Annotated in this window: 25 protein-coding genes, 4 tRNA genes and 1 pseudogene; 29 read left to right on the forward strand and 1 reads right to left on the reverse strand. The window is 71.1% G+C overall.

Annotated elements, in window-relative coordinates; genetic code table 11:
• The first annotated feature begins 72 nt into the window (after nt 1-72).
• The 15 genes and pseudogenes from ABZ321_RS10795 (at nt 73) to ABZ321_RS10865 (ending at nt 16371) form a co-directional block, all read left to right on the forward strand.
• Entirely contained in the window at nt 73-1401 is a 1329-nt protein-coding gene (locus ABZ321_RS10795; protein ID WP_344501869.1) for an MFS transporter, read from the forward strand.
• A complete protein-coding gene (locus tag ABZ321_RS10800) occupies nt 1398-2795 on the forward strand; it encodes an aminotransferase class V-fold PLP-dependent enzyme (protein ID WP_354890819.1) in 1398 nt (465 codons plus the stop codon). Before ABZ321_RS10795 ends, ABZ321_RS10800 begins: the two co-directional genes overlap by 4 nt.
• A gap of 5 nt (nt 2796-2800) precedes the next feature.
• A complete protein-coding gene (locus ABZ321_RS10805) occupies nt 2801-3313 on the forward strand; it encodes an NADH-quinone oxidoreductase subunit B family protein (RefSeq protein WP_344501867.1) in 513 nt (170 codons plus the stop codon).
• Between the two features lie 10 nt (nt 3314-3323).
• Nucleotides 3324-3890, forward strand: a complete 567-nt coding sequence (locus tag ABZ321_RS10810; protein WP_344501866.1) for an NADH-quinone oxidoreductase subunit C — start codon at nt 3324-3326, stop codon at nt 3888-3890.
• Nucleotides 3890-4849, forward strand: a complete 960-nt coding sequence (gene nuoH, locus ABZ321_RS10815; RefSeq protein ID WP_354890820.1) for an NADH-quinone oxidoreductase subunit NuoH — start codon at nt 3890-3892, stop codon at nt 4847-4849. The genes ABZ321_RS10810 and nuoH overlap by 1 nt, the downstream gene beginning before the upstream one ends.
• A 13-nt stretch (nt 4850-4862) precedes the next feature.
• Nucleotides 4863-5360 (forward strand): annotated as a pseudogene (locus ABZ321_RS10820) (NADH-quinone oxidoreductase subunit I); the annotation flags it as partial.
• Between the two features lie 74 nt (nt 5361-5434).
• A complete protein-coding gene (locus ABZ321_RS10825; RefSeq protein ID WP_354890821.1) occupies nt 5435-7018 on the forward strand; it encodes a methyl-accepting chemotaxis protein in 1584 nt (527 codons plus the stop codon).
• An 83-nt stretch (nt 7019-7101) separates the two neighbouring features.
• Nucleotides 7102-7626, forward strand: coding sequence for an NADH-quinone oxidoreductase subunit J (locus ABZ321_RS10830; protein WP_344501863.1), 525 nt, complete (start codon nt 7102-7104; stop codon nt 7624-7626).
• Nucleotides 7626-7961: an NADH-quinone oxidoreductase subunit NuoK gene (nuoK, locus tag ABZ321_RS10835; RefSeq protein ID WP_344501862.1), complete on the forward strand. Its 336-nt coding sequence runs from the start codon at nt 7626-7628 to the stop codon at nt 7959-7961. The genes ABZ321_RS10830 and nuoK overlap by 1 nt, the downstream gene beginning before the upstream one ends.
• Nucleotides 7958-9808 carry an NADH-quinone oxidoreductase subunit L gene (locus ABZ321_RS10840; RefSeq protein ID WP_354890822.1) on the forward strand — a complete coding sequence of 617 codons (1851 nt, stop codon included), beginning with the start codon at nt 7958-7960 and terminating at the stop codon, nt 9806-9808. The genes nuoK and ABZ321_RS10840 overlap by 4 nt, the downstream gene beginning before the upstream one ends.
• Before the next feature lie 790 nt (nt 9809-10598).
• The gene (locus ABZ321_RS10845; protein ID WP_344501860.1) at nt 10599-12152 is read left to right on the forward strand and encodes an NADH-quinone oxidoreductase subunit M; all 1554 of its coding nucleotides are present in this window, start codon (nt 10599-10601) and stop codon (nt 12150-12152) included.
• 169 nt (nt 12153-12321) lie between these two features.
• Nucleotides 12322-13932, forward strand: coding sequence for a proton-conducting transporter membrane subunit (locus ABZ321_RS10850; protein ID WP_354890823.1), 1611 nt, complete (start codon nt 12322-12324; stop codon nt 13930-13932).
• A gap of 88 nt (nt 13933-14020) precedes the next feature.
• The gene (gene htpX, locus ABZ321_RS10855) at nt 14021-14893 is read left to right on the forward strand and encodes a zinc metalloprotease HtpX (protein WP_344501858.1); all 873 of its coding nucleotides are present in this window, start codon (nt 14021-14023) and stop codon (nt 14891-14893) included.
• Nucleotides 14894-14978: 85 nt separating this feature from the next.
• The gene (locus ABZ321_RS10860) at nt 14979-16184 is read left to right on the forward strand and encodes an MFS transporter (RefSeq protein WP_344501857.1); all 1206 of its coding nucleotides are present in this window, start codon (nt 14979-14981) and stop codon (nt 16182-16184) included.
• 37 nt (nt 16185-16221) lie between these two features.
• Nucleotides 16222-16371: a hypothetical protein gene (locus ABZ321_RS10865; RefSeq protein WP_344501856.1), complete on the forward strand. Its 150-nt coding sequence runs from the start codon at nt 16222-16224 to the stop codon at nt 16369-16371.
• Nucleotides 16372-16375: 4 nt separating this feature from the next.
• On the opposite strand, the gene ABZ321_RS10870 is transcribed toward ABZ321_RS10865, so the two are convergent.
• Nucleotides 16376-16870 (reverse strand): YajQ family cyclic di-GMP-binding protein, encoded by a 495-nt coding sequence (locus tag ABZ321_RS10870; protein ID WP_344501855.1) that lies wholly within the window; start codon nt 16868-16870, stop codon nt 16376-16378.
• Between the two features lie 99 nt (nt 16871-16969).
• On the opposite strand from ABZ321_RS10870, the gene ABZ321_RS10875 reads away from it, so the two are divergent.
• The 14 genes from ABZ321_RS10875 (at nt 16970) to rplA (ending at nt 25443) form a co-directional block, all read left to right on the forward strand.
• Nucleotides 16970-17050: transfer RNA gene (locus ABZ321_RS10875), tRNA-Tyr, on the forward strand.
• 151 nt (nt 17051-17201) lie between these two features.
• Nucleotides 17202-17528: a hypothetical protein gene (locus ABZ321_RS10880; protein ID WP_344501854.1), complete on the forward strand. Its 327-nt coding sequence runs from the start codon at nt 17202-17204 to the stop codon at nt 17526-17528.
• Nucleotides 17529-17688: 160 nt separating this feature from the next.
• Nucleotides 17689-17907, forward strand: a complete 219-nt coding sequence (locus ABZ321_RS10885) for a hypothetical protein (protein WP_344501853.1) — start codon at nt 17689-17691, stop codon at nt 17905-17907.
• A 65-nt stretch (nt 17908-17972) separates the two neighbouring features.
• Complete coding sequence (locus tag ABZ321_RS10890; RefSeq protein ID WP_344501852.1) at nt 17973-20507, forward strand: bifunctional diguanylate cyclase/phosphodiesterase; 2535 nt, start codon at nt 17973-17975, stop codon at nt 20505-20507.
• A gap of 603 nt (nt 20508-21110) precedes the next feature.
• Nucleotides 21111-21183: transfer RNA gene (locus tag ABZ321_RS10895), tRNA-Thr, on the forward strand.
• A 34-nt stretch (nt 21184-21217) separates the two neighbouring features.
• A tRNA-Met gene (locus ABZ321_RS10900) sits at nt 21218-21290 on the forward strand.
• A gap of 100 nt (nt 21291-21390) precedes the next feature.
• Nucleotides 21391-21558 (forward strand): 50S ribosomal protein L33, encoded by a 168-nt coding sequence (gene rpmG, locus ABZ321_RS10905; protein ID WP_033357682.1) that lies wholly within the window; start codon nt 21391-21393, stop codon nt 21556-21558.
• Nucleotides 21559-21633: 75 nt separating this feature from the next.
• Nucleotides 21634-22080: a MaoC family dehydratase N-terminal domain-containing protein gene (locus ABZ321_RS10910; RefSeq protein ID WP_344501851.1), complete on the forward strand. Its 447-nt coding sequence runs from the start codon at nt 21634-21636 to the stop codon at nt 22078-22080.
• Between the two features lies 1 nt (nt 22081).
• Nucleotides 22082-22480 carry a MaoC family dehydratase gene (locus tag ABZ321_RS10915; RefSeq protein WP_344501850.1) on the forward strand — a complete coding sequence of 133 codons (399 nt, stop codon included), beginning with the start codon at nt 22082-22084 and terminating at the stop codon, nt 22478-22480.
• Nucleotides 22481-22603: 123 nt separating this feature from the next.
• A tRNA-Trp gene (locus tag ABZ321_RS10920) sits at nt 22604-22676 on the forward strand.
• 175 nt (nt 22677-22851) lie between these two features.
• Nucleotides 22852-23316 carry a preprotein translocase subunit SecE gene (secE, locus tag ABZ321_RS10925; RefSeq protein ID WP_344501849.1) on the forward strand — a complete coding sequence of 155 codons (465 nt, stop codon included), beginning with the start codon at nt 22852-22854 and terminating at the stop codon, nt 23314-23316.
• A 53-nt stretch (nt 23317-23369) separates the two neighbouring features.
• The gene (gene nusG, locus ABZ321_RS10930) at nt 23370-24083 is read left to right on the forward strand and encodes a transcription termination/antitermination protein NusG (RefSeq protein WP_344501848.1); all 714 of its coding nucleotides are present in this window, start codon (nt 23370-23372) and stop codon (nt 24081-24083) included.
• Nucleotides 24084-24203: 120 nt separating this feature from the next.
• On the forward strand, nt 24204-24635 hold the full coding sequence (rplK, locus tag ABZ321_RS10935; protein ID WP_033357679.1) for a 50S ribosomal protein L11: 432 nt from the start codon (nt 24204-24206) through the stop codon (nt 24633-24635).
• 85 nt (nt 24636-24720) lie between these two features.
• The gene (rplA, locus tag ABZ321_RS10940; RefSeq protein WP_344501847.1) at nt 24721-25443 is read left to right on the forward strand and encodes a 50S ribosomal protein L1; all 723 of its coding nucleotides are present in this window, start codon (nt 24721-24723) and stop codon (nt 25441-25443) included.
• Nucleotides 25444-25464: the final 21 nt, after the last annotated feature.

Consider the following 25464-nt stretch of genomic DNA (forward strand, 5'->3'; position numbering starts at 1 on the left):
GCAGCGCGGTGGACAGCGGAGGTTCCCTTCCTGCGAGGCGATGGCTAGCATCCGTGGACCATGGCCCCAGACGTGCGAACCGAGGTCCTGCCGGGACGTGTGCGGGCGGGCTACGCGCTCGGCTCACTGGTCACCGGCGCGTTCGGCACCGTGCCGGGACTTCTCCTACTGCCATACCTGACGGACACCCTCGGCGTCGCTGCCGGGGTGGCCGGGCTGCTGGTGCTGGCGCCGAAGGCGTGGGACGTGCTGATCAACCCGGTTGCCGGGAGGATTTCCGATCGTACTCGCACCTCGATGGGTGCCAGGCGGCCATTTCTGCTCTTCGGCGGCCTCGCGCTCGCGGTGCTGTTCGCCGGGATCTTCGCCGCGCCGTTCGGTGGCGGATCGGCCGCCTACGCGGCCGTGATGTTCCTGCTCGCGGCGACCGCGTTCGCGTTCTACCAGGTGCCCTACGTCGCGATGCCGGCCGAGATGACCGACGACTACGCCGAGCGGACCCGGCTGATGAGCTGGCGGGTCGCGATCCTCGCGGTCGCGATCCTGGTCTCCGGCGCGCTGTCGCCGATGGTGACGAAGCAGTTCGGGGGCGGCGTCCCCGGTCACCGGGCGATGGGGGTGTTCGTCGCGGCGTTGATCCTCATCGGCACCTTCGGCTCCTTCTTCGGCACCAGGAGCGCCCCGGTCGGCAAGGTGCTGCCGAGCGAGCCGTCGTTCGCCGCGCAGCTGAAGGTCGTGCGGGGCAACCGGCCGTTCCGGCTGCTGCTGATCTGCTTCGTCGTGCAGGCCGCCGGCATCGCCACGATGCTCGCCGGGGTCAGCTACTTCGCCACGCAGATCCTCGAGTCCCCGGACACCGGCGCGACGCTGCTCTTCGCCTGCTTCGTCGGCCCGGCGCTGCTCGTGATGCCGGTCTGGACCCGGGTCGGCGCGCGGCTCGGGAAGCTGCGCTCCTACACGGTCGCGTCGCTGGTGTTCGCGGCCGCCGCGGCGTTGCTGGCGTTCGCCCCGTTGCTGCCCGCCGTCGCCGTGTACGTCCTCACCGGGCTCGTCGGCAGCGGATATGCGGGGCAGCAGGTCTTCGGCATGGCCATGCTGCCGGACTGCATCGCCTTCGACGCGCGGCGGACCGGGCGGCGCCAGGCCGGCGTGTTCACCGGCCTGTGGACCGCGGGGGAGACGTTCGGCATGGCGCTCGGCCCCGGCGTCTTCGCCGTCCTGCTGGCGATCTTCGGATACGTCTCCAGCTCGTCGGGGGAGGCGGCCGTACAGTCGGACACCGCGAAACTCGGGGTTTTGCTCGGATTCACCGTCGTGCCGGCCATCGTCGTGGCATCGGCGCTCATCGGTCTGCGAGGCTACGACCTGACCGAACGACGGCTCACCGAGGAGGTCTCGTGAAGGGTGTCCCGGCCGAGCAGGTGCTCGCGGAGCTCGCCGAGCTGCGCAAGGCTGACCTGCCGACGCACGGCGGGCGGCTGTTCGCCTACGTCTACGACCCGGCGGTGCCCGGGCTCGACGAGCTGGCCGCCGCCGCGTACGCGTCGTCCGCGCACGTCAACGGGCTGGACCCGACCGCGTTCCCGTCGCTGCTGCGGATGGAGAACGACCTCGTCGGCATGGCCGCGGCGGTCCTCGGCGGCGGCCCGGCGACGGTCGGCAGCGTCACCAGCGGCGGCACCGAGTCGCTCATCCTCGCGGTGAAGGCCGCCCGGGACGCCGCGCCGCACATCGCCGAGCCGCGCCTGGTGATGCCGGTGACGGCGCACGCCGCGCTCGCGAAGGCCGCCGCCTACCTCCGGGTGGCGTTGGATGTCGTACAGGTCGGCGCCGACCTCCGGGTCGACCCGGAGGCGGTCGCGGCGGCCATCGGGCCCTCCACGGTGCTCGTGGCGTGCTCGGCGCCGTCCTACGCGCACGGGCTCATCGACCCGGTCGAGCCGATCGCGGCCGCCGCCGCCGCGGCCGGGGTCCGCTGCCACGTCGACGCCTGCTTCGGCGGGTGGACGCTGCCGTTCCTGCGCCGCCTCGGCGAGCCGGTCCCGCCGTTCGACCTGTCCGTCCCGGGCGTCACCAGCATCTCCGTCGACCTGCACAAGTACGCGTACGCGCCGAAGGGCGTCTCGGTCCTGCTGCACCGCGACGAGCAGCTGCGGCTGCCGCAGTACTTCGGCTACGCCGACTGGCCGGGGTACACGATGGTCAACCCGGTCATCTCCTCGACCCGCTCCGGCGGGCCGATCGCGGCCGCCTGGGCGACGCTGCGGCACCTCGGCGACGACGGCTACCTGGCGCTGGCCGCCACCACCCTTGAGGCGGTGCGCGGGCTGGCCGCCGCCGTCTCCGCCGTGGACGGGCTCGTCCTGCTGCCGGTCGAGTCGACGGTGGTCGCGTTCCAGTCCACCTCGGTGGATCTCTTCGTGCTCGCGGACGAGCTGGCGGCGCGGGGGTGGCACACGCAGCCGCAGTTCCAGCACGGGGACATCGCGCCGTCGGTACACCTGACGGTGACCGCGGCGGTGGCGCCCCGGGTGTCGGAGTTCGCGGCGGATCTCGCCGCCTCGGTCGACGCCGCCCGCGCACTCGGGCCGGTCGCGCTTCCTGACGGGATTTTCGATCTCCTGGGGTCCGTCGAAGCGGTCGCGGCCGCCCTCGGTGTCGGCTCCGGTCCGTCGGTGCTGCCCGATCGGATGGCCGTGATCAACACGTTGTTGAACGCGGCGCCACCGGCCGTGCGCGAGCAGTTACTGGTCGCATTCCTCAGTCTGCTGCAGCGGCCGACGAGCGTAGGCTGAAAGACATGTCGAGTGTCCTGGGCGACCCGATCAAGTTCGTGCTCAACTGGGGCCGCCGCTATTCGCTGTGGGTGTTCAACTTCGGTCTCGCCTGCTGCGCGATCGAGTTCATCGCCACCTCGATGGGGCGGCACGACTTCATGCGCCTCGGCGTCATCCCGTTCGCGCACGGGCCGCGCCAGGCCGACCTCATGGTCGTCTCCGGCACCGTCACCGACAAGATGGCGCCCGCGATCAAGCGGCTCTATGACCAGATGCCGGAGCCGAAGTACGTGATCAGCTTCGGCGCGTGCAGCAACTGCGGCGGGCCCTACTGGGACTCCTACTCCGTCACCAAGGGCGTCGACCAGATCATCCCCGTCGACGTCTACATCCCCGGCTGCCCGCCCCGCCCCGAGGCGCTGCTGCACGGCATCATGAAGCTCCAGGACAAGATCGCGGGGGAGCGGTCGGGGCTCGGCGGCGTCAACCGGACCGACGTCAAAGCGCTGACCGCCCCTCCGGTACACAAGCCTTAGGATCGCGGGCATGGATTCGGACGAGATCGGCGAGCTGTTCGGCGACGGTGCGTCCGTGACCGAGTCCGCCGGCGGCGGTCGCTTCGCCCGGCCGACGGTCGACGTGCCGCCGGAGCGCTGGGCGGAGGCGCTCCGCATCGCGCGCGACGAGCTGGCCTGTGACTTCTTCGACTGGCTGTCCGCCGTCGACGAGCTGCCGGGTGGCTTCGCCGTAGTGGCGCACGTCTATTCGACGTCGCGCCTGTCCGGCGTGCTGCTGCGCGCGGTGCTGCCGCGGCTCGCGCCGTCGGTGCCCACCGCCGTCGGTGTCTATCCGGGCGCGGCCTGGCACGAGCGCGAGACCCACGAGATGTTCGACATCGACTTCGCCGGCAACGACGCGCTCACGCCGCTGCTGCTGCCGCCGGAGTTCGAGGGGCACCCGCTGCGCAAGGAGTTCGTCCTCGCGTCCCGGGTCGCCAAGCCGTGGCCCGGCGCGAAGGAGCCCGGGGAGAGCGAGCACACCGTCAGCAAGCGTGCCCCGATGCGTCCACCGGGCGTCCCGGACCCCAGCGAGTGGCCGGGAGGCCGGACCTGATGCCGATCTGGTTGGAGCTGGCGCTGCGCGTGCTGGTCGTCGTCGGCGCGTTCCTCACCCTGCCGCTCATCGTCGGCCAGGCCGAGCACAAGGTGATGGCGCACATGCAGGGCCGCCTCGGCCCCATGTATGCCGGCGCCTTCCACGGCTGGGCCCAGCTGGTCGCCGACGGCGTCAAGTTCGTGCAGAAGGAGGACATCACCCCGCGCGCCGCCGACCGGCCGGTGTTCCGGCTCGCGCCGGTCGTCGCGCTGCTGCCCTACCTGGCCGTCCTGCTCGTCATCCCCCTCGGCCCGCACGGCCTCGTCGCCCAGCCGCTCGACGTCGGGCTGTTCTTCGTCCTCGCGGTCGTCGGCATCGGCGTCATCGCCGTGCTCATGGCGGCCTGGTCCTCCGCCAACAAGTACTCGCTGCTCGGCGGGCTGCGGGCGGCCGCGCAGCTGCTCGGTTACGAGCTGCCCTTCGTGCTCTCGGCGGCGTCGGTCGCGATGGCCGCCGGCACGCTGTCGCTGTCCGGCATCGTCGAGGCGTGGCGCCCCTGGTGGCTGCTGTGGCAGCTCCCCGCGATGCTGATCTTCTTCATCGCCGGGCTCGCCGAGATCCGCCGCCCGCCCTTCGACATGCCGATCGCCGACTCCGAGCTGGTCTTCGGCTACATGACCGAATACACGGGCCTGCGCTTCGCGTTCTTCCTGCTGGCAGAGTATGTCGGCATCGTCGTCATCGCCGCCCTCACCACCGTGCTGTTCCTCGGCGGCTGGAAGGGGCCGTTCGACGACCAGCTCGGCTGGCTGTGGACACTCCTGAAGGTCTTCGCCGTCGCGTTCGTCGTGATCTGGCTGCGGGTGGCGTATCCGCGGCTGCGCGAGGACCAGCTGCAGCGCCTCTGCTGGCTGATCCTCGTCCCCCTCGCGTTGCTGCAGCTCGTGCTCACCGCCGCGGTCAAGGTCGCGCTCTGAAAGGTCTCCGACTGTGGACATTCCTGGTAAGGGCCTCGTCAAGAGTCTCGCCGTCACGCTCGGCACGCTGACCCAACGCTCCCACACGCACCAGTACCCGGACGTCGAGCCCGACCTGCCGCCCCGCAGCCGCGGCGTCATCGCGCTCATCGAGGAGAACTGCACGGTCTGCATGCTGTGCGCCCGGGAGTGCCCCGACTGGTGCATCTACATCGACTCCCACAAGGAGGAGGTCGTCGTCCCGGGCGCGGCGCGGGCCCGGCAGCGCAACGTGCTCGACCGGTTCGCGATCGACTTCTCCCTCTGCATGTACTGCGGGATCTGCATCGAGGTGTGCCCCTTCGACGCGCTGCACTGGACGCCCGAGTTCGAGTACGCCGAGCACGACATCCGGGACCTGCTGCACGAGAAGGAACGCCTGGAGGAGTGGGTCGCGACCGTCCCCGCCCCGCCGGCCCACGACCCCCGCGGCGAACCGGCCAAAGAGCAGACCGCCGCCGCAAAACGCTCAGGTCGCGGCGCTGTCTGACCGATCCTCGTGGTGAGCCGCGCCTTCGCCGCGGCCGACTGCGCGGAGGTGGCGGCATGTCCCGGCTGGGGATCTCGCAGAAACTGTTCATCGGCTTCCTGCTCGTCTCGGTGGTGACGGTGGTGGTCGGCGTCTACGGGATCACCCGGCTACGGGTGCTCAACCAGCACACCGGCGACGTGTACGCGACGGCCGGCGCCCCTGGGTACAACGCCCAGCGGATGCAGAACCACTGGACCGAGACGCAGCTGCTCATGTACGCGGCGGCCATCAGCCCGGCGGCCAACCTCGAGCAGATCGTCACCGGCTACATCAAGCCGGTCGACGCCGAGTTCGACGCCGCGTACGCGGGCTACCTCGCCAGCCGGCACACCGCCGAGGGCAGGCAGCTCGCCGACGAGCTGGCCAGGCAGATGGCCACGGTCCGCAAGATCCGCGACGAGCAGCTGCTGCCGGCCGCCCGGCAGGGCAACACGCCCGCCGCCATGGGGGTGCTCTTCAAGCCGGAGATGGGCGCGATCCTGGAGGCGCAGCAGAACACCGGCAGCAAGATCGCCGACCTCGAGCAGGCGAACGCGAAGAAGATCTCCGACCGGGCCACCGAAACCTACAGCTCCGCCCGGACCAGCCTGATCGTCATGCTGGTGCTCGGCATCGCGCTGTCGATGCTCCTCGCGGGCCTCGTCGCCCGCTCGATCGTGCGCTCGGTGCGCCGCGCCAAGACCGTCCTGGACGAGGTCGCCGGCGGCGACCTGACCGCCCGCATGGACGTGACCAGCGGTGACGAGGTCGGCCAGATGGGCCGGTCGCTGAACGACAGCCTCGACCGCATCGCGGAGATGGTCCGCCTCGTCGGCACCTCCGCGACGTCCCTGGCCGGCTCGTCCAACCGGCTCACCGGCGTCGCCCGCACCATCGCCTCCGGCGTCGACGACGCCGCCGAGCAGGCCACCGCCGTCAGCGGCGCGGCCGGCGAGGTGTCACGCAACGTGCAGACCGTCGCCGTCGGCACCGACGAGATGAACGAGAGCATCCGCGAGATCGCGCAGAACGCCACCGAGGCGGTCCGGGTCGCCAACGAGGCCATGGAGGCCGCCAACGAGACCACCCGCACCATGGCGAAGCTCGGCGAGTCCAGCGCCGAGATCGGCAACGTCATCAACGTCATCACCGGCATCGCGGCCCAGACCAACCTGCTCGCGCTGAACGCGACGATCGAGGCCGCCCGCGCCGGCGAGGCCGGTAAGGGCTTCGCCGTCGTCGCCAACGAGGTCAAGGACCTCGCCCAGGAGACCGCGAAGGCCACCGAGGACATCAGCCAGCGGATCTCCGCGATCCAGGCCGACGCGGCCAGCGCCGTGGCCGCGATCAGCCGCATCAGCGAGGTCATCGAGAGCGTCAACGGCTACCAGACGACGATCGCCTCGGCGGTCGAGGAGCAGACCGCGACGACGAACGAGATGGGGCGCAACGCGGCGAACGCGGCGAACGGCAGCACCGAGATCGCGGCCAGCATCGACCGGGTGGCGAAGGCGGCGCAGTCCACGAGCGTCGGCGTGCAGGAGACGGAGACGGCGGCGGCGGAGCTGGCGGGCATGTCCGCGGAGCTGAGCCGGGTGGTGTCGCGCTTCCGGGCGTAGCTTTTTGCTCGTCTTTTGCCGCCCGCCGGTCGAAACCTGTCACACCCTGGTGGCAGGATGTCCGCCATGAGGGTGGCATCGGGATGACAGCGGCGGATGTGCTGCTCGCCGCGCTCGGCGCCGTCGCGCTGGGCGCCGGCCTGCTGGTCGTGACCACCCGCCACGTCGTGCGCGCCGGGCTCTGGCTCGTTGTCACGCTCGGCGCGGTGGCCGGGCTCTATCTCGTGCTGTCGGCCGAGCTGCTCGCCTGGGTGCAGGTGCTGCTCTATGTCGGCGCCGTCGTGGTCCTGCTGCTCTTCGCGGTGATGCTGACCCGCGCGCCGATCGGCGCCAGCGACGATCTCGACCGGGCCCGCTGGCCCGGCGCGCTCGTCGGCGCCGGCGCCGGCGCCGGGCTCGTGGTCCTGTTCGCCGACGCGTTCCACTGGAGCCGGGTCGGGCTGCCCGCGCCCGGCACCGCCGAGGCGATCGGCGGCGCGGTGTTCCGCACCTGGGTCCTGCCCTTCGAGCTGGTGTCGGTGCTGCTGCTGGCGGCGCTGGTCGGCGCGATCGTGGTGTCCCGGCCCGACATCAGCACCCGCTCCCGCTCCGACTCGCGGGGGCGCTGATGCATCCGGTCCTGCCGTTCACGATCGCGGCGCTGCTCTTCGCCATCGGCGTCTATGGCGTGATCGTCCGGCGCAATGCCGTCCTGCTGCTGATGGCGGTCGAGCTGCTGCTCAATGCCGTCAACCTGGTGTTCGTCACCGCCGACGCGACGATCCGGTCGGTCGTGCCGCACAGCGGCCAGTCCTTCACCCTGTTCGTCATCGTGCTCGCCGCCGCCGAGATCGGCGTGGGGCTCGCGCTGATTCTCCAGCTGTACCGGCTGCGCCGGTCCGTCGACGTCGAGGACCTGCCGCTCACCGAGGCCCCCGCACCCGACTCGGAGGTGGCGCGGTGAAGGCGGACCTGCTCGGGCTCGCGCTGCCCGCCGTCCCGCTCGCCGCCGGCCTGCTCGGGCTGCTCCTGCGGTATCAGCGCCGCGGCGTCGCGGCCGCGCTCGGCACCGGCGCCGCCGCGGCCGCCCTGGCCTGCGCCGTCGCCGTCGCCGTGCGGGGCCCGCGGCCGGCCGACGCCGGGCTCACCGTCGCGGAGTTCGGGCGGTTCTCCGTGCGGCTCGGCACCTGGCTCGACGGCCCGGCCGGCCTGGTCGCGGTCGCCGTCGGCGTCGTCGCGCTCTGCGTCCAGCTCTACTCGGTGGCCTACCTGCACGACGACGAGCGCTATGCGCCGTATGCCGCGCAGGTCAGCCTGTTCACCGGCGCGATGCTGCTCGTCGTCGTCTCCGGCGACCTGATCGCCCTGCTGGTCGGCTGGGAGATCATGGGCATCTGCTCCTACCTGCTGATCGGCCACGACCGCCGGCTCCCCGAGGCGCCCCGCGCCGCGGTCAAGGCGTTCCTCGTCACCCGCGTCGGCGACGTCGGCTTCCTGCTCGGCATCGTGCTGCTCGGGCTGCAGGCCCACAGCTTCCGCATCGCCGACATCTTCGCGGCGGACCTGCCGGCCGGCACCCTCACCGCCGCCTGCGTCCTGCTCCTCGCGGGCGTCGCCGGCAAGAGCGCCCAGTTCCCGCTGCACACCTGGCTGCCCGACGCCATGGCCGGCCCGACCCCGATCTCCGCCCTGATCCACGCCGCGACGATGGTCGCCGCCGGCGTCTATGTCGTCGCCCGGCTCCACCCGCTGTTCGAGCGCTCGGCCGCGGCCGTCACCGTCCTCGCGGTCATGGCGTCGATCACGATGCTGCTCGGCGCCCTCGCCGCCCTCGGGCAGGACGACATCAAGCGGGTCCTGGCCTGGTCGACGGTCAGCCAGCTGGGGTACATGACCGGCGCCCTCGCCGTCGGCGCCCCGGCCGCGGCCCTGTTCCACCTGCTCACGCACGCCGCCTTCAAGGCGCTGCTCTTCCTCGCGGCCGGCGCCGTCATCCACGCCGTCGGCACCAACCTCATGGCCGCCATGGGCGGGCTGCGGCCCCGCATGCCGGTGACCTTCTGGACCATGACCGCCGGCCTTGCCGCCCTCGCTGGCGTCCCACCCCTCGCCGGCTTCTGGAGCAAGGACTCGATCATCGAGGCCGCCTGGCACGCCGCCCACGACGAGACCGCCTCATCCCCGCTGCCCCGATGGGCGGCCTGGCTCGTGCTGGCCGCCGCCGCGCTCACCGTCCTGCTCACCGCGGCCTACGTGGTCCGCCTCTGGCGCCGCACGTTCTTCGGCGACGCCCGCACCGCCACCGCCCGCACCGCGCACGAGCCCCCGTGGGCGATGCGCGGCCCGCTCCTCGTCCTGGCAGTGCCGACGGTCCTGCTCGGCTTCGCCGGCCTGTCGGCCGCCTTCGCCACCCGCCTCGGCGGCGACGGGCCCATCGCCGAGGTGGGCGCCTTCGCGCTGATCCCGCTCGCCCTGCTGGTCGCGGGGGCCGCCCTCGCCTGGCGGCGCGACCCGGCCACCGCGCTGCCCGACACCGCCGTCACCCGCCTGCTGGCCAACGCCTTCTACCTCGACGCCGTCCAGGACGCCCTGGTCACCCGCCCAGTCACCGCCCTGGCCCGCCTCGCCCGCCGCACCGACGAGTCTGCCGTCGACGGCGCCGTCGACGCCACGGGCACCGCCGCCACGACCACCGGCGGCCTCCTCACCCGGGCCCACACCGCCGGCCTGCCCCGCGCCGTCACCACCGTCCTGACCGGCGCCGCCCTGCTGACCGTGGTCATCGCCCTCGTCGTGGGGGTGTCCTGGTGACCCCGGCCCCGACCCCACCGCCACCCGGCCCGCGTGTTCGCGTCCGGCACCTGGTCCGGCCGTCGGTCTGCCGGTCCGCGGAGCCGCTTGTCTGCCGCCCGGTCGAGACGCCGTCCGGCGCCGGCACGGCGCGCCGTCGTCGTGGGGGTGTCCTGGTGGCTTCGTCTGCGGTCCCGGTCCCGGTCCCGGTCCTGCCGCCGCCCGGTCCGTGTGTTCGCGTCCGGGCCGGGTGGCCTGCGCGTTTCCTGGCCGCTCGGCGCGTCCGGCATCCGGTCCGGTCGTCGGTCTGTGGGCCCGTCGAGCCGTTTGCCCGCCGCCCGGCCGAGGTGGCCCGCACCGCCGCCACCGCCGCAGCGCCGCCTCGTGTGGGCCTCTCGGGCGGCCGTGGTTGCTGCGGGGGTGCCTTCACGAGTTCGGCATCGGTGGTCCGGCCGGCGCTCGCGCGCTGTGCTGCCGAGGTGTTCGCTCATCGTTCGATCGAGCCGGTCCCGCGCCGTCCCGCGACGTTCCCGGTCGCCGCCGCGCCGTCCCGTCCGGTTCTCGCCGGCGGCCGTGCTTCCCACCGTGATTGGCGCGGGGGTGTCTTCGGGAGCCCGGCACCGGTCGCCCGTCCCGCCTTCGCGGCGCCGCCTGCTGCCGGTCCGGCGGTGTCCCGTGCCGCTCGCCGGAATGTTCCAGCGGGCGCCGGACCGGTTGCCCGTCCGGCCCGTCCCTCGGCCGGGGCGCCCGCACGGCCCCAGCACACCGGGGGCACAGCCGCTGTCGTCGCACTTGTCGTGGGGGTGTCCTGGTGAGCGCCGATCAGGGTCTGCTCCTCGCGCTGCTGATCGTCCCGGCGATCGGGGCGCTCTTCGCGGCGGGCATGCCGGCGAGGCTCGACCGGGTCGCCCGCATCGGTGGCGCCGCCTTCGCCGCCGCGAACTGCGGCGTGGTCCTCGCGTTCCTGCCCGGCGGGGATCCGCCGTCGTCGGCGAGCGAGGTCCCGACGTTCGCGCCCGTCAAGGCCAACCCCATCGCGCCGTGGGCCGAGATCGACCTGCCGTGGGCGCCCGACCTGAGCCTGCGGTTCCATCTCGGCATCGACGGCATCTCGTATCCGCTCGTGGCGCTCACGGCCGGGCTGACGATGCTCTGCTGCGCGTACTGCCTCTGGCGGGTGCCCGACCCCGGCCGCGGTCGGCTCCTCGTGGCGCTGCTGCTGGTCCTCGAGGTCGGCATCATCGGCGTGTTCCTCGCCCTCGACCTGGTGCTGTTCTTCGTGTTCTTCGAGGTCGTCCTCCTGCCGATGTACGCGGTCATCGCCGTCTGGGGCGGCCCCGACCGCCGCCGCGCCGCGCGCAAGTTCGTGCTGTACACGCTGTTCGGCTCGGTGCTGCTGCTCGTCGGCGTCTTCACCGTCGTGTCGGCCGCCGGCACCGGTGACCTCGTCGCGCTGTCCGACCCGACGAGCACCCGGATGGGCGGCGGCGTGCAGCTGCTCGCGTTCGTGTTGCTCGCCGTGGCGTTCGCGGTCAAGAGCCCGCTCTGGCCGCTGCACACCTGGCTGCCCGCCGCGCACACCGAGGCGCCGACCGTCGGCTCGGTCATCCTCGCCGGCGTCCTGCTGAAGATGGGCACCTACGGCCTGCTCCGCGTCGCCGTCGGCGTCGCGCCGGAGGCCGCCGCCCGCAGCGCGCCGGTCCTCGGGATCCTCGCGACCGCCGCCATCATCGTCGGGGGCCTCGTGTGCCTCGCCCAGACGGAGCTCAAGCGCCTCATCGCGTATTCCTCCGTCGGCCACATGGGCTTCGTCCTCCTCGGCGTCGCCACCCTCACCACGACCGGCTTCCAGGCCGCCCTCATCGGCAACATCGCCCACGGCGTCATCACCGGCCTGCTGTTCTTCGTGGCGGGAGGCATCAAGGACCGCACGCACACCGGCGACCTCGCCCAGCTCGGCGGGCTGCGGGAGACCGCGCCGGCGCTCAGCGGCGTCCTCGCGTTCGCCGCCATCGCGTCCCTCGGGCTGCCCGGCCTCGCCGGCTTCTGGGGTGAGGCGTTCGCGGTCGTCGCCGCCTTCGAGCGCGGCGGCCCCCTCTGGACCACCCTCGGCGTCGTCGCGGCCATCGGCGCCGCCCTCGCCGCCGCGTACTTCCTGCGCCTGCTCCGCCGCGTCACCCACGGCGCCGCGACGCCACCGGTCACCGCGCTCACCACGACCGCGACCGGCCGCCTCCGACCGGGCGAACTGGTCGCCTGGTCCCCGCTGATCGTCCTCACCCTCGCCATCGGCGTGGTCCCGATGGGCGTCCTGTTCTTCTCCGCCGGCGCCGCCGACGCCCTGGCAGGCGTGATCACCCGATGACGCCTTCCACCCGCCGCGCCGCACTCCGGGCCACCGCACCCGTGGCCGCCCGTCCACCCGGCCCACGCCCCGACCACGTGCCCGGTTCGGCGGCCTGGGTTCTGCCTGGCCCGGAGTCCGGGTTCGCGCCCGGGCCGGTGGGCCGTGAGCCTGTCAGGGAGGTCGGGCGATGACGATCGACCAGATCGCGCTCCTGCCGACGTACGTCGCCGCCGCCACCGCGGTCCTCGTGCTGCTCGCCGACCTGGTCGCGCCGGGCAGGCTGGGCGCGGTCGTGGGGACGACGGCGTTCGGGATGGTGGCGACCGCGGGCACCGCCATCGGGGTCGGGCTGGGGCTCGGTGACGCCGGTCGGCGGACCGCGTTCTGCGTCGGGCCCGACCAGTGCTCGCTGGTGGCGGACCCGGCCGCCGCGGCCGTCGGTGCCGCGTTCGCGATCCTGGCGCTCGGCGCGGTGGCGCTGTCGCTGCCGGTGCTGCGGACGGGTGAGGTGCCCGTCGGCGAGTACTGCTTCCTGCTCGCCTGCTCGCTGACCGGCGCGGTCGTCCTCGGCGGAGCCCGCGACCTGATCACGCTGATCGTGGCGCTCGAGACGCTCACCCTGCCGCTGTACCTGCTGGTCGGCATCAGGCGCGGCGCCACCGCCGGGGCGTCGGCGGCGGTCACGTTCTTCGTGGTCAGCGTCGTGTCGACGGCGGTGGCGCTGCTCGGGGCCGCCCTCGTGTACACGGCGACCGGCGGCGTGCACCTCGCCGACATCGCCCGGGCGGACCTCGCCGTGCCCGAGCTGCGCCCGCTGCTGAAGGTCGGCATGGTGCTGCTGCTGGCGGGGCTGGCGTTCAAGGTCGCCGCCGTGCCCGCGCACGCCTGGGCGCCGGCCACGTACGACGGCGCCCCGCTGCCGGTCGCCGCGTACCTGTCGACCGCCTCGAAGCTCGGTGGGGTTGTCGCGCTGCTGCTGGTCGGTGTGCTGGCCGGCGGTCCGGTCCTCGCCACGTCGGGGCTGACGCTCGCGGTGCTCGCCGTGCTCAGCATGACGGTCGGCAACCTCGTCGCCCTCCGGCAGCGGCGCATGGTGCGGCTGCTCGCCTGGTCGTCGGTGGCCCAGGCGGGCTACGTGCTGGCCCCGCTCGGCGCGCTCCTGGCGACCGGCGGCCGCACCACCGAGGCGGTCGCGCTCGCCGTCGCCGCGACCGTCGCGTACGCCCTCTTCTACGTCATCCTCGAGTTCTCGGCGTTCGCCGCCGTCGTCGCGGTCCGGGGCAGTGCCGACGGTGGTGAGATCGCCGACTACCGGGGGCTCGCCCGCCGCTCGCCGTGGCTGACGGCGGTCCTCGTGATCGCGTTGACGGGCCTCGCAGGGCTGCCGCCGGGCCTGGCCGGCCTGTTCGCCAAGGTCGCCGTGGTGCGATCCCTGCTCGGCGGTGACGCGGCGTGGCTGGCGATCGTCGTCGCGATCAACGCGGTCATCGGCCTCGCGTACTACATCCGGGTCGTCGCGAGCCTGTTCTCTGGTTCCGCGGAACCAGCGACCGTGACGGCCGTCACAGCCGCGACGGCCGCGACCACTGCGGGCGCACCGGCCACGCCACCGGCGCCCGCCACAACCACGACCACGGCGACCGCGCCGGCCATCGCAGCGGTCATGGCCCCAGGCGCGGCGCCGGTGCGCGCCGGGTGGCCGGTCGCCGCGGCGGTCGGGGTCGCCGCCGTGCTCGCGGTGCTGGTCGGGCTGGCGCCGCAGGGAGTGCTCGAGCTGGCGGCGTTCTTCACCCCATGAGGCACTCCATGAGGCTCGGACGAGACGTTCAGCCAGCTCACAGCCGGCGTAGGGAAGGGGCACGGCCGACCGGGGTGTTGTAGATGGTATGCAGCACAGGCATCTCAACGGTCTCAAGACGGCGGCCCTCCTGGGGCTGCTGACCTCGCTGATCCTGCTCGTCGGCTACTGGCTCGGTGGCAGCACCGGCCTGGTCGTCGCCGTGTTCCTGTCGCTCGGCATGAACGCGTTCAGCTACTTCTTCTCCGACAAGCTGTCCCTGCGTGCGATGAACGCCCAGCCTGTCACCGAGGCCCAGGCGCCCGAGCTCTACGCCATCGTCCGGGAGCTCGCGACGTCCGCCGGGCAGCCCATGCCCAGGCTGTACATCAGCCCGACGGCGCAACCGAACGCCTTCGCCACCGGGCGCAGCCCACGGCACGCGGCGGTCGCCGTCACGCAGGGCATCCTCGGCATCCTCACCCCGCGCGAGCTGCGCGGCGTGATCGGACATGAGCTGTCACACGTGTACAACCGCGACATCCTCATCTCCAGCGTCGCCGGCGCACTCGGCGGCATGATCACCATGCTGGCGCAGCTGGCGATCTTCCTGCCGATCGGGGGCTCGTCGAGCGACGACGACGGTCCGGGCATCGGCGGCCTGCTGCTGATGCTGATCCTCGGCCCGCTCGCCGCGACCGTGATCCAGCTCGCCATCAGCCGCAGCCGTGAGTACCAGGCGGACGAGTCGGGCGCCCGGCTCACCACGGACCCGCTCGCCCTGGCCAGCGCCCTGCGCAAGATCCATCGCGGTACGCAGGCCCTGCCGCTGCCGGCCGACGGTCAGCTCGCCAGCCAGGCCCACCTGATGATCGACAACCCGCTGCGGAGCGGGGGCATCGCATCGCTGTTCTCGACCCACCCGCCGATGGAGCAGCGGATCGCCAGGCTGGAGCAGATGGCGGGTGTCACGCGCCGCTGACGCAAATTCCTGAACGGGTGACCGGAGCCTGCCGTTAGGATCGGCAGGCTCTTCACCCGTTACCGGCAGGAAATGAGGCAGTGCGTTGCGGCAGTACGCGGCGGTTTGGCGGCTCCCCGGCGCACCGGTCCTCCTGGTCGTCGGCGTGATCGCCAGGCTCGGCATCGGCATGGTCTCGCTGTCGCTGCTGCTGCTCCTGCAGCAGACGACCGGCCGGTACGCGCAGGCGGCCGCCGCCTGCGCCGTCTACGCCCTCGCGGGCGCCGCGGCCAGCCCGATCGCCGGACGGCTCGCCGACCGGGTCGGTCCCGGACCGGTCCTGCTCGTCACCGGCATCGCCCACCCGCTCGCCCTCGCGGCGCTGATCGTGGTCGCGCTCCGGCATTCGCCGATGCCGTTCGTCGTCGGTACAGCGGTGCTGGCCGGCGCCACGTTCCCGCCGCTGACGGCTGCGGTGCGCGGTACGTGGAACGCGCTGACCGCCGACCTGCCACACGTACGGGTGACGGCGCTCGCGGCCGAGACGGCGCTGTTCGAGGTCGTCTTCGTGGCCGGGCCGATGCTGGTCGCGTTGTGCGTCGTGCTGTGGCAGCCCGCGGTCGCGCTCGGCGCCGCCGCCGGCGTCACGCTCCTCGGCACACTGACCGTAGCCCGGGGCCGGGCCATCCGGTCCTGGCGCCGCCACGCGGACCACACCAACGCCAAGGGCCTCGGCCCGCTGCGGGTCCCCGGCTTCGTGCCGCTGCTGGTGACCGCGTTCGGCCTCGGGTTCGCGTTCGGCGGGGTCGGGGTCGCGGTGCCGGCGTACGCCACCGCGTACGTCGAGCACGACCCGGCAGGCGTCGGCGGGCTGCTGCTCGGGGTGTGGGGCATCGGCAGCGCCGTGAGCGGCTTCTACTTCGGCACGCGCCCGCCGGGGCGCCTCGGCTGGCTGCTCGGCGGGGTCTCCGCCAGCATCCTGATCCTGGCCGCGATGCCCAGCGCGCTGGCGCTCGGCATCGCACTCGTGCTCGGCGGCGCGACCATCGCCCCGGCCCTCACCGTGCAGAACTCGCTCGTCGGGCAGATCGTGCCCGGATCGATGCTGAACGAGGCGTACACCTGGCTGGTGACCGTCTCCGTGGCGTCCAGCGCCGCCGGCGTCGCCGCGATGGGACTCGTCGTCGACCGCCCCGGCGGCGTCGTCTGGGCGTTTCTGCTGGCGGGCACCGCTGTCGCGTTCGGCGCCCTGGTGGCGGCCAACCCGCGCGGCGCGATCGCGCGGGCCGCCACGCAGACGTCACTCACATGAGTGATGCCAGGAGCACGTCCGTGTATGGTCCAGCCTCATGGCATTGCCGATCCACGCCGTGCTGGCAGACCCCGATCATCGGGAGAAGGCCGACACCGAGATCTGTGACACCGACAGTTTCGTGCTGATCCGGGCCGAGGAGACCGCGGAGCGCCCCGAGCGGCGCCCGCCGGCCCGCCAGGACTGAGCCGTCACCGGTAGTTGGTGAACTGCAGCGCGATCCCGAAGTCCTCGCCCTTGAGCAGCGTGATGACCGCCTGCAGGTCGTCCTTCTTCTTGCCGGTCACGCGCAGCTGATCGCCCTGGATCTGCGCCTGGATGCCCTTGGGCCCCTCGTCGCGGATCTTCTTGGAGATCGCCTTCGCCTTCTCCGACTCGATGCCCTGCACGATCTTCGCGTCGATCTTGTACGTCTTGCCGGACGCGCGCGGCTCGCCCGCGTCCAGCGACTTGAGCGAGATGTTGCGCTTGACCAGCTTCTCCTTGAAGACCTCGAGCGCCGCGACCACGCGCTCCTCGGTCTCCGCCTGGAGGCTGACCGTCTCCTCCCCGGCCCACTTGATCTCAGCGCCGGTGCCGCGGAAGTCGAACCGCTGCCCCAACTCCTTGTCGGCCTGGTTGAGCGCGTTGTCGACCTCCTGCCGGTCGACCTTGCTGACGATGTCGAACGAGGGTGCCGAAGCCATGGCAGCTGCTCCTGAGGTGCGGTCGATTGGCGGTATGGGCGTGCCGAGGGTACCCGTTTGCATTGCCCCCGGGGCGTACCGCTATTCTTGCTTCCGCCAGGCGGGTTGCCCGAGCGGCCAATGGGAGCGGACTGTAAATCCGTCGCGAAAGCTACAGAGGTTCGAATCCTCTACCCGCCACTGGCAAGACAGCACGGCCCCGGACCGGGGGTGACTCTGGTCCGGGGCCGTTCTCGTTCCGGCGGCCCTCCCCGGACCTGTAGGCAAGCTACCGGTTGAGCCTGCTCCCGAAGCTCCGAAAATTGTCGTACATGCGTTCTAAGATGTACCCATGAATGAGCGGCAGTGGTGGAACGGGCGGTGGTCCCGGCTCGTGCGGCGGGACGTCTTCGTGCGCAACGCGGCCGGCGGCCGGTGGCAGGTGGAGCTCCGGCGTGGCGGCCCCGACGGGCGGCTCCGGGTCCGGTCGTTCGACTCCGAGCGGGATGCGGTCGGCTGGGTCGAGTCCGCGGTCCTTGCCGACGACGATCCCGAAGCCGGTTGGCGTGAGGTGCGCGACGAGGCCCCCCGTCTCCCGTCCGTCAGGGGACGAAAGATGGGCAGGTCTGACTCCCGGCGTCGCGAAAAAGTTGCCAGGGATTTAGATCAGGCGGGCTGATGTAGCCGGATCGCCACTATCGGAATCGGCCGAAAGGTCGATTCTTCCGTGGCGGCGCTTCATCCTGGCCCTCGCACTGTTGGATCAGACGTTGGCTGTGGCAGGATCGTGGGTATCCATACGGGACCCTGATGTCACTGCGATCGCATGGGAGCGACAGATGCGAGAGACGACGCCTGGCCGTTGGATGACACGGTTCGCGGTGATGATCGGCGCTGGCGTGGTTGCGCTCGGTGTCTCGGCCGGTGCAGCGCATGCGAGCACGGACAGTGAGGGATCTGTGGTGAGACTGGTGAGCGTTCTGCGCGCCATCCAGCCGCACACTGCCCCGCCGGTGGTCGAGCCGATCTTTGTCACTGAAGGCTGGGACTGGAGCTAGCCGGCCCGCCCGCGTCGCGGACGGTGTGATGCACCAGGCTCCATGCCCGAAAGGTAGGGGAATGGGTGCCGGCTCCAAAGGTTCCGATCAGCCGCTCTGAGGTCCACTCGTGGCTGATCACGGCTCCCCTGTTCGTCCTGGGGGTCCTGCTCTCGCTCCCCATCCTGCTCTCCGACCGGCCGTCACACGTCGGGCACCACTACGGTCACGCGCTGGCGCTGCTGGCCCTCGCGACCCTCGCCACGCCGCTCGAGCTCCGCTTCGACATCAGGCGGCAGGGCCTGAGCACCAAGATGAACGAGATCCCGCTCATCCTGGCGCTGTACTACCTCTCGCCGTGGCTCGTCCTGGCGGTGCGGGTGACGGCCGGGCTGGTGTGGAACGTCTTCGGTGCGCGGTTCAGCTGGCACAAGGTCGCCTTCAACGCCGCCAGCCACTTCGCCGGCACCGCGACGGCCAACCTGATCGTGTTCCAGTTCGGGCTGCACGGCGGCGGCTCGCCGCTGACGTGGCTGGTGCTCGGCATGGCCATCCTCGCGGGCAACGTGGTCACCCTGGCTGCCATCGCGGGCGTCATGGTGCTGCTGCAGGGCGTCGGCCAGCTGCCGCAGTTCCTGAAGTCGTCGGTCCCCGGATTCGCCGTGATGGGCGTCAACATCGTCCTGGGCCTGGTCATGCTGCTCGCCCTGGTCGCCAGCGACTGGGGTGCGCTGCTGCTGGTCGCACTGGCGATCGTGCTGTTCATTCTGTATCGCTCCTACACGCAGTTCTTCCGGCAGCACCGCAACCTCACCGAGATCTATGCGTTGACGCGTGAGATCGCCGCGACCAACCACGACGGCACGCTGCCGGACGTGCTGCTCGGCCGGGTGCGGGCGCTGCTGACCGCGGACTCGGCGACGCTCTGGCTGCCGCGGCACGGGCGCCATCACGAGATGCTGCTGTCGTCCAGGTTCGACTACCAGGGGCTGCTGGACAGCGCCCCGACACCGGACCTGTTCCGGCAGCTGGCGATGCGCACCGGGCAGACCGTCGTCGCCGGGCCCAGGGCCGGCGGGCCGGAGCTGCAGTCCGCGCTGCAAGAGGCGCAGGTCAAGGACATCATCGTCGTGCCGCTGCGCTCCAGCGGCGTCGCGATCGGCACGCTGGAGGTCGCCGGCCGGCTCGGCGACAAGGTGCTCTTCGGCAAAGAAGACGTGCAGCTGCTGGAAACGGTGTCGCTGCAGGTCGGCGCGGCGGTCGAGAACAGCCGCCTGGTCGACCGGCTCCAGTTCGACGCCAACCACGACGCGCTCACCGGCCTGGCCAACCGGCGCCGGATGCTCACCGCGTTGGGCGAGGCGATGACCGGCCGGGGACCGCGCGAGGTCGTCGCCGTGCTGCTGTTCGACGTCGTCGCGCTGCGCGAGGTCAATGAGTCGCTGGGGCATGACGCCGGCGACCAGGTGCTGATCCAGGTCGCGAAGCGGCTGCGTGGGCTGGCGCCGCAGGGTGCGCTGGTGGCTCGGGTCGGCGGCGACGAGTTCGCGGTCGAGCTGCGCACGGCCAGTGCCGAGGCGGCCGCGGCGGTTGCCGACACGCTGCGGGCGGGGCTGCGCGACCGGATGGTCATCGACTCGCTCACGATCGACGTCGACACCAACGTCGGTGTGTCGATCTACCCGGACCACGGCTCGGAGCCCGAGGCGCTGCTGCAGCGGGCCGTGGTGGCCACATCGGTGGCGAAGTCGCGCGGGATCGTCCAGCTGTTCAACGCCGGCCTGCAGTCGCGCTCTGTGCGGCGCGTCGGGCTGGCCGCGGACCTGGATGCCGCGCTCAACACCGGCGAGCTGGAGGTCTACTTCCAGCCCAAGGTGTCGCTCAAGGACCGCCGGCTGGTCGGGGTGGAGTGCCTGGCCCGCTGGGAGCATCCGGTGCACGGTCAGGTGGCGCCGCCGGACTTCGTCGCGGTCGCGGAGCACACCGGTCAGCTCGCCCGGCTCAACAGTGTGGTCCTCAAAGAAGGCATCCGCAGGGCCCGTGAATGGGCCGACGCCGGGCGTTCGCTCACCGTGGCGGTCAACATCTCGGTCCGCACCCTGGGCGACGCAGACTTCCCGTTACAGGTGTCGGAGCTGCTCGAGAAGCACGGCGTGCCGGCCGAGCGGATCATCCTGGAGCTCTCCGAGCAGGAGCTGCTCGGCAGCGGCCGCAGCGTTCCCGCCCTGAAGCGCCTGCGCGAGCTGGGCGTGCTGCTGTCCGTCGACGACTTCGGCGCGGGCCGGTCGTCGTTCGCGGACCTCGGCCGCCTGCCGGTGCAAGAGGTCAAGATCGACCGCGCGTTCGTGCAGGGCATGGCGACCGACACCGCGGATCTCGCGATCGTGCGGACCGTTGTCGACATGGCCCGCCACTTCGGGCTCGCCGTGGTCGCCGAAGGCGTTGAGAGCGAGCTCACACTCGGCCTGCTCGAGGACATGCACTGCGACATGGGTCAGGGCTTCCTGTTCAGCCGCGCACTGCCCTACGAGCGCTTCGAGTCCTGGCTCCAGATCCAGGCCGACGCCGACCCCACCGTCCCACCCGCGGGCGAGGTCCGCTGGCTCCGCGCCGTGCCGTAGCCCCACTCCAGCCGCCGAGTCCCGTGCCCTGCGCTGTGCCGTAGGCCCGCCAACCGATGCGGCGGGGCGACACGGGCGGGCGGCTGGGCTGGGCTGGGCTGGGCGGCGGGGTGATGTGGCAGAGCGACGCGGCGATGCGGCTAGGGACGCGGCTCCGGCGCGGTGGTCACCGGGCGTGGACGTGCCGGGCGTGCCGGCGGACGTTGCCTCTAGAGGCCCCTGTGCCTCTCGGAGAGGCCCGAGCGGTCCTGCGACATGTGGGAACCAAGGCTCCCGGTCGTCCGCCGACCTCCCGGCCGAATCGTCACCCGGCGGCGTGCCCCGGTGCAGGGGTTCGCGGCGACACACGAAGCAGCGCCCTGGACCGGGGCTGCGCGACGTTCAGGCCGGCGCGGCAGGCAGTGATGCTGGACGGTGGCGCATCCGCGAGAAGGTGGTGACGTGGCCCACTCGGCGAGTGCGGGAAGGGTCGGCCGAAGCGGGGAGACACGCCGGAGGCAGGGGTCACAAGCTGGGCAAACACCACTTCGGGGAACTCGATTTCGTGCCACGGCGAGGGCCGTGTACGCTTAGCGAGCGCATGTGCGGGATCGCACTTGATGCGCCCCCTTAGCTCAGTCGGCAGAGCGTCTCCATGGTAAGGAGAAGGTCTACGGTTCGATTCCGTAAGGGGGCTCGAGAGACCGGGCTTGAGTCATCGAGTCCGCCGCGGCGGTGTAGCTCAGATGGTAGAGCAAGCGGCTCATAATCGCTGTGTCGCCGGTTCAAGTCCGGCCACCGCTACAGACGCACCACAGAGGTCGTCCGATTCGGCGACTGCCAGTGTGAGCCGCTATGCTCGTTCGCTGGACCTGAACCCCGCTCTGAAGGAAGGCACTTCGCCATGGCCAAGGCGACCGACGTTCGTCCGAAGATCACGCTGGCGTGCACGGAGTGCAAAGAGCGGAACTACATCACGAAGAAGAACCGCCGTAACGACCCGGACCGCATCGAGCTGAAGAAGTTCTGCCCCCGGGACGGCAAGCACACCGTGCACCGCGAGACGCGGTAACCAGTCTCAGGAACGAAGGAACAAAGCCCCGGCCCACGGCCGGGGCTTTTTCGTGTCAGCGGTAAGTTGCACACCATGCCGTTGGATCAGTCGTACATGGGTCGGGTGTTTCCGCCGACCCCGCCATACGAGGTCGCCCGGGAGAAGATCCGGGAGTTCGCCGACGCGGTGAGCGCCAGCGACCCGGTGCACCGGGATCTCGCCGAGGCGCGCGCCAAGGGCTACAAGGACGTGATCGCCCCGCCCACGTTCGCGATCATCTTGAGTCAGAACGCCGGGCAGCAGCTGGTCGAGGACCAGGCGTTCGGGTTGGACTACAGCCGGGTGGTGCACGGCGGGCAGACGTTCCGCTACGAGCGGCCGATCGTCGCCGGCGACCATCTGGTGACGGTGATGGCGGTGGAGGAGATCAGCAGCCGCGCCGGGCACGCGTTCCTGACGACCAGGCACGAGGTGTCGACCGTCGAGGGCGAGCTCGTCGTGACGATCTGGACCCGCCTCGTGGTCCGTGGGGAGGGCTGAGATGCAGGTCGGCACCGTTTTCCCGCCGCAGACGTTCCAGGTGACCCGCGCCGATCTGGTGCGGTATGCGGGGGCCTCCGGCGACTTCAACCCGATCCACTGGAGCGACCGCGTCGCGACCTCGGTCGGGCTGCCGGGTGTCATCGCGCACGGCATGCTGACGATGGCCCTGGCGGGACAGGCGGTTGCCTGCTGGGTGGGTGGCACCGCGTCGATCGTCGAGTACTCCACCCGGTTCGCCAACCCGGTGGTGGTCCCGGACGACGACAAAGGCACCGAGATCGTGGTGAGCGGCGTCGTGAAGCGGGTAGCGGAGGATGGTGTCGCGCAGATCGACATCACCGCCACGTGCAACGGCGACAAGATTCTTGGTGCCGCAAAAGCCCTGGTCAGGGCATAGGGAGCGACTCGGTGGAGGGGGGTGGTTGGGATATCCCACCCGAACCCGTACACTGGTCGCCCGTGGGGTGAGCAACCTCTCGGCACCCTCTGAAGAGGGGTCCGGGAGGCGCGATCACCACGAAGGGGTGTGGCGCAATTGGCAGCGCAGCGGTCTCCAAAACCGCAGGTTGCAGGTTCAAGTCCTGTCGCCCCTGCGCCGAAGGCCTGACCTGGGTCTGGGGTGCCCGATCCGCCGATCGGGTCGGACCTCCAGCGGTCACGGGTTGGTCCCGCCGAGTGCCGCCGGCTCATCGCCGGTGGCCCTGGTCGGGCGGATCCGCGGGCCACTCATCGGACCGAGCACTCGCGAGATCACGGAAGAGGGCGAAAGTGGCCGAACGCAGGCGACGCGGGACCGACCCCGCCGACGATCGCCGTGACGAGGAGCTCAGCGCCGAGGACGCGGCCATCGAGGAGGAGTTCGCCGATGAGCTCGACGAGCTCGACGGCGACCTTGACGATGACGTGGACGCCGATGACGACGACGCGGACGGCAAGACGGTCCTGACGAAGTCCAAGGACGCGAAGGCCAAGTCCAAGGACGTCAAAGAGACGGACAAGAAGAAGACCAAGGTCAAAGAGGGCAGCTCGAACAACATCTTCGCGCGGCTCATCAACTTCGTCCGCGAGGTTGTCGCCGAACTGCGTAAGGTGATCTGGCCGACCCGCAAAGAGCTGACCACTTACACGGTGGTTGTCGTCGTGTTCGTGATCGTGATGCTGACGATCGTGGGTGGCCTCGACTACCTGCTCGCCAAGGGCGTCCTCTGGGCCTTCGGCAACAAAGCGGAGTAGTCCACAGCGGACCGGCCGCAGATGCGAAGACTTGACAGACGGAAGTGAGCAGCGTGCAGGAATTCGACGAGACCGCCTCAACCGACGACGAGCAGCACGAGGAAACGTCGACGGTGATGACGGCCGCCACGCCCAGCACGGCCCCCGAGCCGGCAGGGGCGGCGGCCGACGCCGAGGACCCCGTCGCCGAGCTGCGTGCCGCACTGCGATTCGCGCCCGGTGACTGGTTCGTGGTGCACTCCTACGCCGGGTATGAGAACAAGGTCAAGACGAATCTCGAGACCCGTATCACGAGCCTCGACATGGAAGAGTTCATCTACCAGGTCGAGGTCCCGACTCGTGAAGAGGTCGAGATCAAGAACGGCAAGCGCACCCAGGTGCAGAACAAGGTCTTCCCCGGCTACATCCTCGTCCGGATGGAGCTGACGGCGGAGTCCTACTCGTGCGTGCGCAACACGCCCGGCGTGACCGGCTTCGTCGGCGCGACCGACCGGGCCGACCGGCCGGCGCCGCTGTCGCTGGACGAGGTCCTCAAGTGGCTCGCGCCGGTGGTGCAGCAGGAGGGCAAGAAGGCCGGCAAGCCCGAGGTCAAGGTCCTCGACTTCGAGGTCGGCGACTCGGTCACCGTCACCGACGGCGCGTTCGCCTCGCTGCAGGCCACGATCAGCGAGATCAACGCCGATCAGCAGAAGCTCAAGGTCCTGGTCTCGATCTTCGGCCGGGAGACCCCGGTCGAGCTCAACTTCAACCAGGTCACGAAGATCTAATTCGTCTGCGGTACGCTTGAGCGTCCGGCCAAGTGCCGGGCGCTCAGTCGTGCGTGGAGACGGCCGCGAGCCGTCATACAACAAGGCACGAAACTCCAGCCCAGGAAGACGAAAGCAGCCATGCCTCCGAAGAAGAAGCTCGTCAAGACCTTCACGCTTCAGTTGCCGGGCGGCCAGGCCACTCCGGCGCCGCCGGTCGGCCCCGCGCTCGGTCAGCACGGTGTGAACATCATGGAGTTCGTCAAGGCGTACAACGCCCAGACGGAGTCCCAGCGCGGCGACATCATCCCCGCGCAGATCAGCGTCTACGAGGACCGGACGTTCACGTTCATCCTCAAGACCCCGCCCGCCGCCCGCCTGCTGCTCAAGGCCGCCGGCGTGCCGAAGGGGTCGGGTGTGCCGCAGAAGGACAAGGTCGGCTCGATCACCAAGGCCCAGCTGCGTGAGGTCGCCGAGAAGAAGATGGCCGACCTCAACGCCAACGACATCGAGCAGGCCGAGAAGATCATCGCCGGCACCGCCCGCTCCATGGGCATCGTCGTCAAGGACTGATCAAGCTCCGCCGGCAAGCACAACCAAAGACCAAGTGGGAGGGCGCGGAAAGCGCCCGCACGATCACCACAGGAGTAAAAGCGACATGTCGCAGCACGGAAAGAACTACCGCAAGGTCTCGGACCTTGTCGACCGCAACGCGCTGTACAGCCCCATCGCCGCGGTGAAGCTGGCCAAGCAGACCACCACCGTCAAGTTCGACCCCACCGTCGAGGTGGCCATGCGGCTGGGCGTCGACCCCCGCAAGGCCGACCAGATGGTCCGTGGCACGGTCAACCTGCCCCACGGCACCGGCAAGACCGCCCGCGTCATCGTCTTCGCGCAGGGCCCGAAGGCCGCTGAGGCCGAGGCCGCCGGCGCCGACGCGGTGGGCACCGACGACCTCGTCGCCCGGATCCAGGAAGGCTGGCTGGACTTCGACGCGGCGATCGCCACCCCCGACCAGATGGCCAAGATCGGCCGGATCGCGCGGATCCTGGGCCCGCGCGGCCTGATGCCGAACCCGAAGACGGGCACGGTCACGATGGACGTCACCAAGGCGGTCAACGAGATCAAGGGCGGCAAGATCACCTACCGGGTGGACAAGCACTCCAACCTCCACCTGATCATCGGCAAGGCGAGCTTCTCCGAGCAGCAGCTGGTGGAGAACTACGCGGCGGTCCTCGACGAGGTCAACCGGGCCAAGCCGAGCGCGGCCAAGGGCAAGTACCTGAAGAAGATCTTCATCACCACCACCATGGGCCCCGGCATCCCGGTCGACCCGAACCGCACGCGCAACCTCCTCGAGGACGACGCGTCCGCGGAGTAAGCACAGCGGCACGACGACGGC

The organism is Dactylosporangium sp. NPDC006015 (assembly GCF_040614215.1).
GTDB lineage: Bacteria > Actinomycetota > Actinomycetes > Mycobacteriales > Micromonosporaceae > Dactylosporangium > Dactylosporangium maewongense.

Excerpts from the sequence above, each read along its gene's own strand:
- ABZ321_RS10805 (WP_344501867.1), top strand. The coding sequence starts at position 2,801 with ATGTCGAGTGTCCTGGGCGACCCGATCAAGTTCGTGCTCAACTGGGGC.
- ABZ321_RS10810 (WP_344501866.1), top strand. The coding sequence starts at position 3,324 with ATGGATTCGGACGAGATCGGCGAGCTGTTCGGCGACGGTGCGTCCGTG.
- nuoH (WP_354890820.1), top strand. The coding sequence starts at position 3,890 with ATGCCGATCTGGTTGGAGCTGGCGCTGCGCGTGCTGGTCGTCGTCGGC.
- ABZ321_RS10825 (WP_354890821.1), top strand. The coding sequence starts at position 5,435 with ATGTCCCGGCTGGGGATCTCGCAGAAACTGTTCATCGGCTTCCTGCTC.
- ABZ321_RS10830 (WP_344501863.1), top strand. The coding sequence starts at position 7,102 with ATGACAGCGGCGGATGTGCTGCTCGCCGCGCTCGGCGCCGTCGCGCTG.
- nuoK (WP_344501862.1), top strand. The coding sequence starts at position 7,626 with ATGCATCCGGTCCTGCCGTTCACGATCGCGGCGCTGCTCTTCGCCATC.
- ABZ321_RS10850 (WP_354890823.1), top strand. The coding sequence starts at position 12,322 with ATGACGATCGACCAGATCGCGCTCCTGCCGACGTACGTCGCCGCCGCC.
- htpX (WP_344501858.1), top strand. The coding sequence starts at position 14,021 with ATGCAGCACAGGCATCTCAACGGTCTCAAGACGGCGGCCCTCCTGGGG.
- ABZ321_RS10865 (WP_344501856.1), top strand. The coding sequence starts at position 16,222 with ATGGCATTGCCGATCCACGCCGTGCTGGCAGACCCCGATCATCGGGAG.
- ABZ321_RS10870 (WP_344501855.1), bottom strand. The coding sequence starts at position 16,870 with ATGGCTTCGGCACCCTCGTTCGACATCGTCAGCAAGGTCGACCGGCAG.
- ABZ321_RS10880 (WP_344501854.1), top strand. The coding sequence starts at position 17,202 with ATGAATGAGCGGCAGTGGTGGAACGGGCGGTGGTCCCGGCTCGTGCGG.
- ABZ321_RS10885 (WP_344501853.1), top strand. The coding sequence starts at position 17,689 with ATGCGAGAGACGACGCCTGGCCGTTGGATGACACGGTTCGCGGTGATG.
- rpmG (WP_033357682.1), top strand. The coding sequence starts at position 21,391 with ATGGCCAAGGCGACCGACGTTCGTCCGAAGATCACGCTGGCGTGCACG.
- ABZ321_RS10910 (WP_344501851.1), top strand. The coding sequence starts at position 21,634 with ATGCCGTTGGATCAGTCGTACATGGGTCGGGTGTTTCCGCCGACCCCG.
- ABZ321_RS10915 (WP_344501850.1), top strand. The coding sequence starts at position 22,082 with ATGCAGGTCGGCACCGTTTTCCCGCCGCAGACGTTCCAGGTGACCCGC.
- rplK (WP_033357679.1), top strand. The coding sequence starts at position 24,204 with ATGCCTCCGAAGAAGAAGCTCGTCAAGACCTTCACGCTTCAGTTGCCG.
- rplA (WP_344501847.1), top strand. The coding sequence starts at position 24,721 with ATGTCGCAGCACGGAAAGAACTACCGCAAGGTCTCGGACCTTGTCGAC.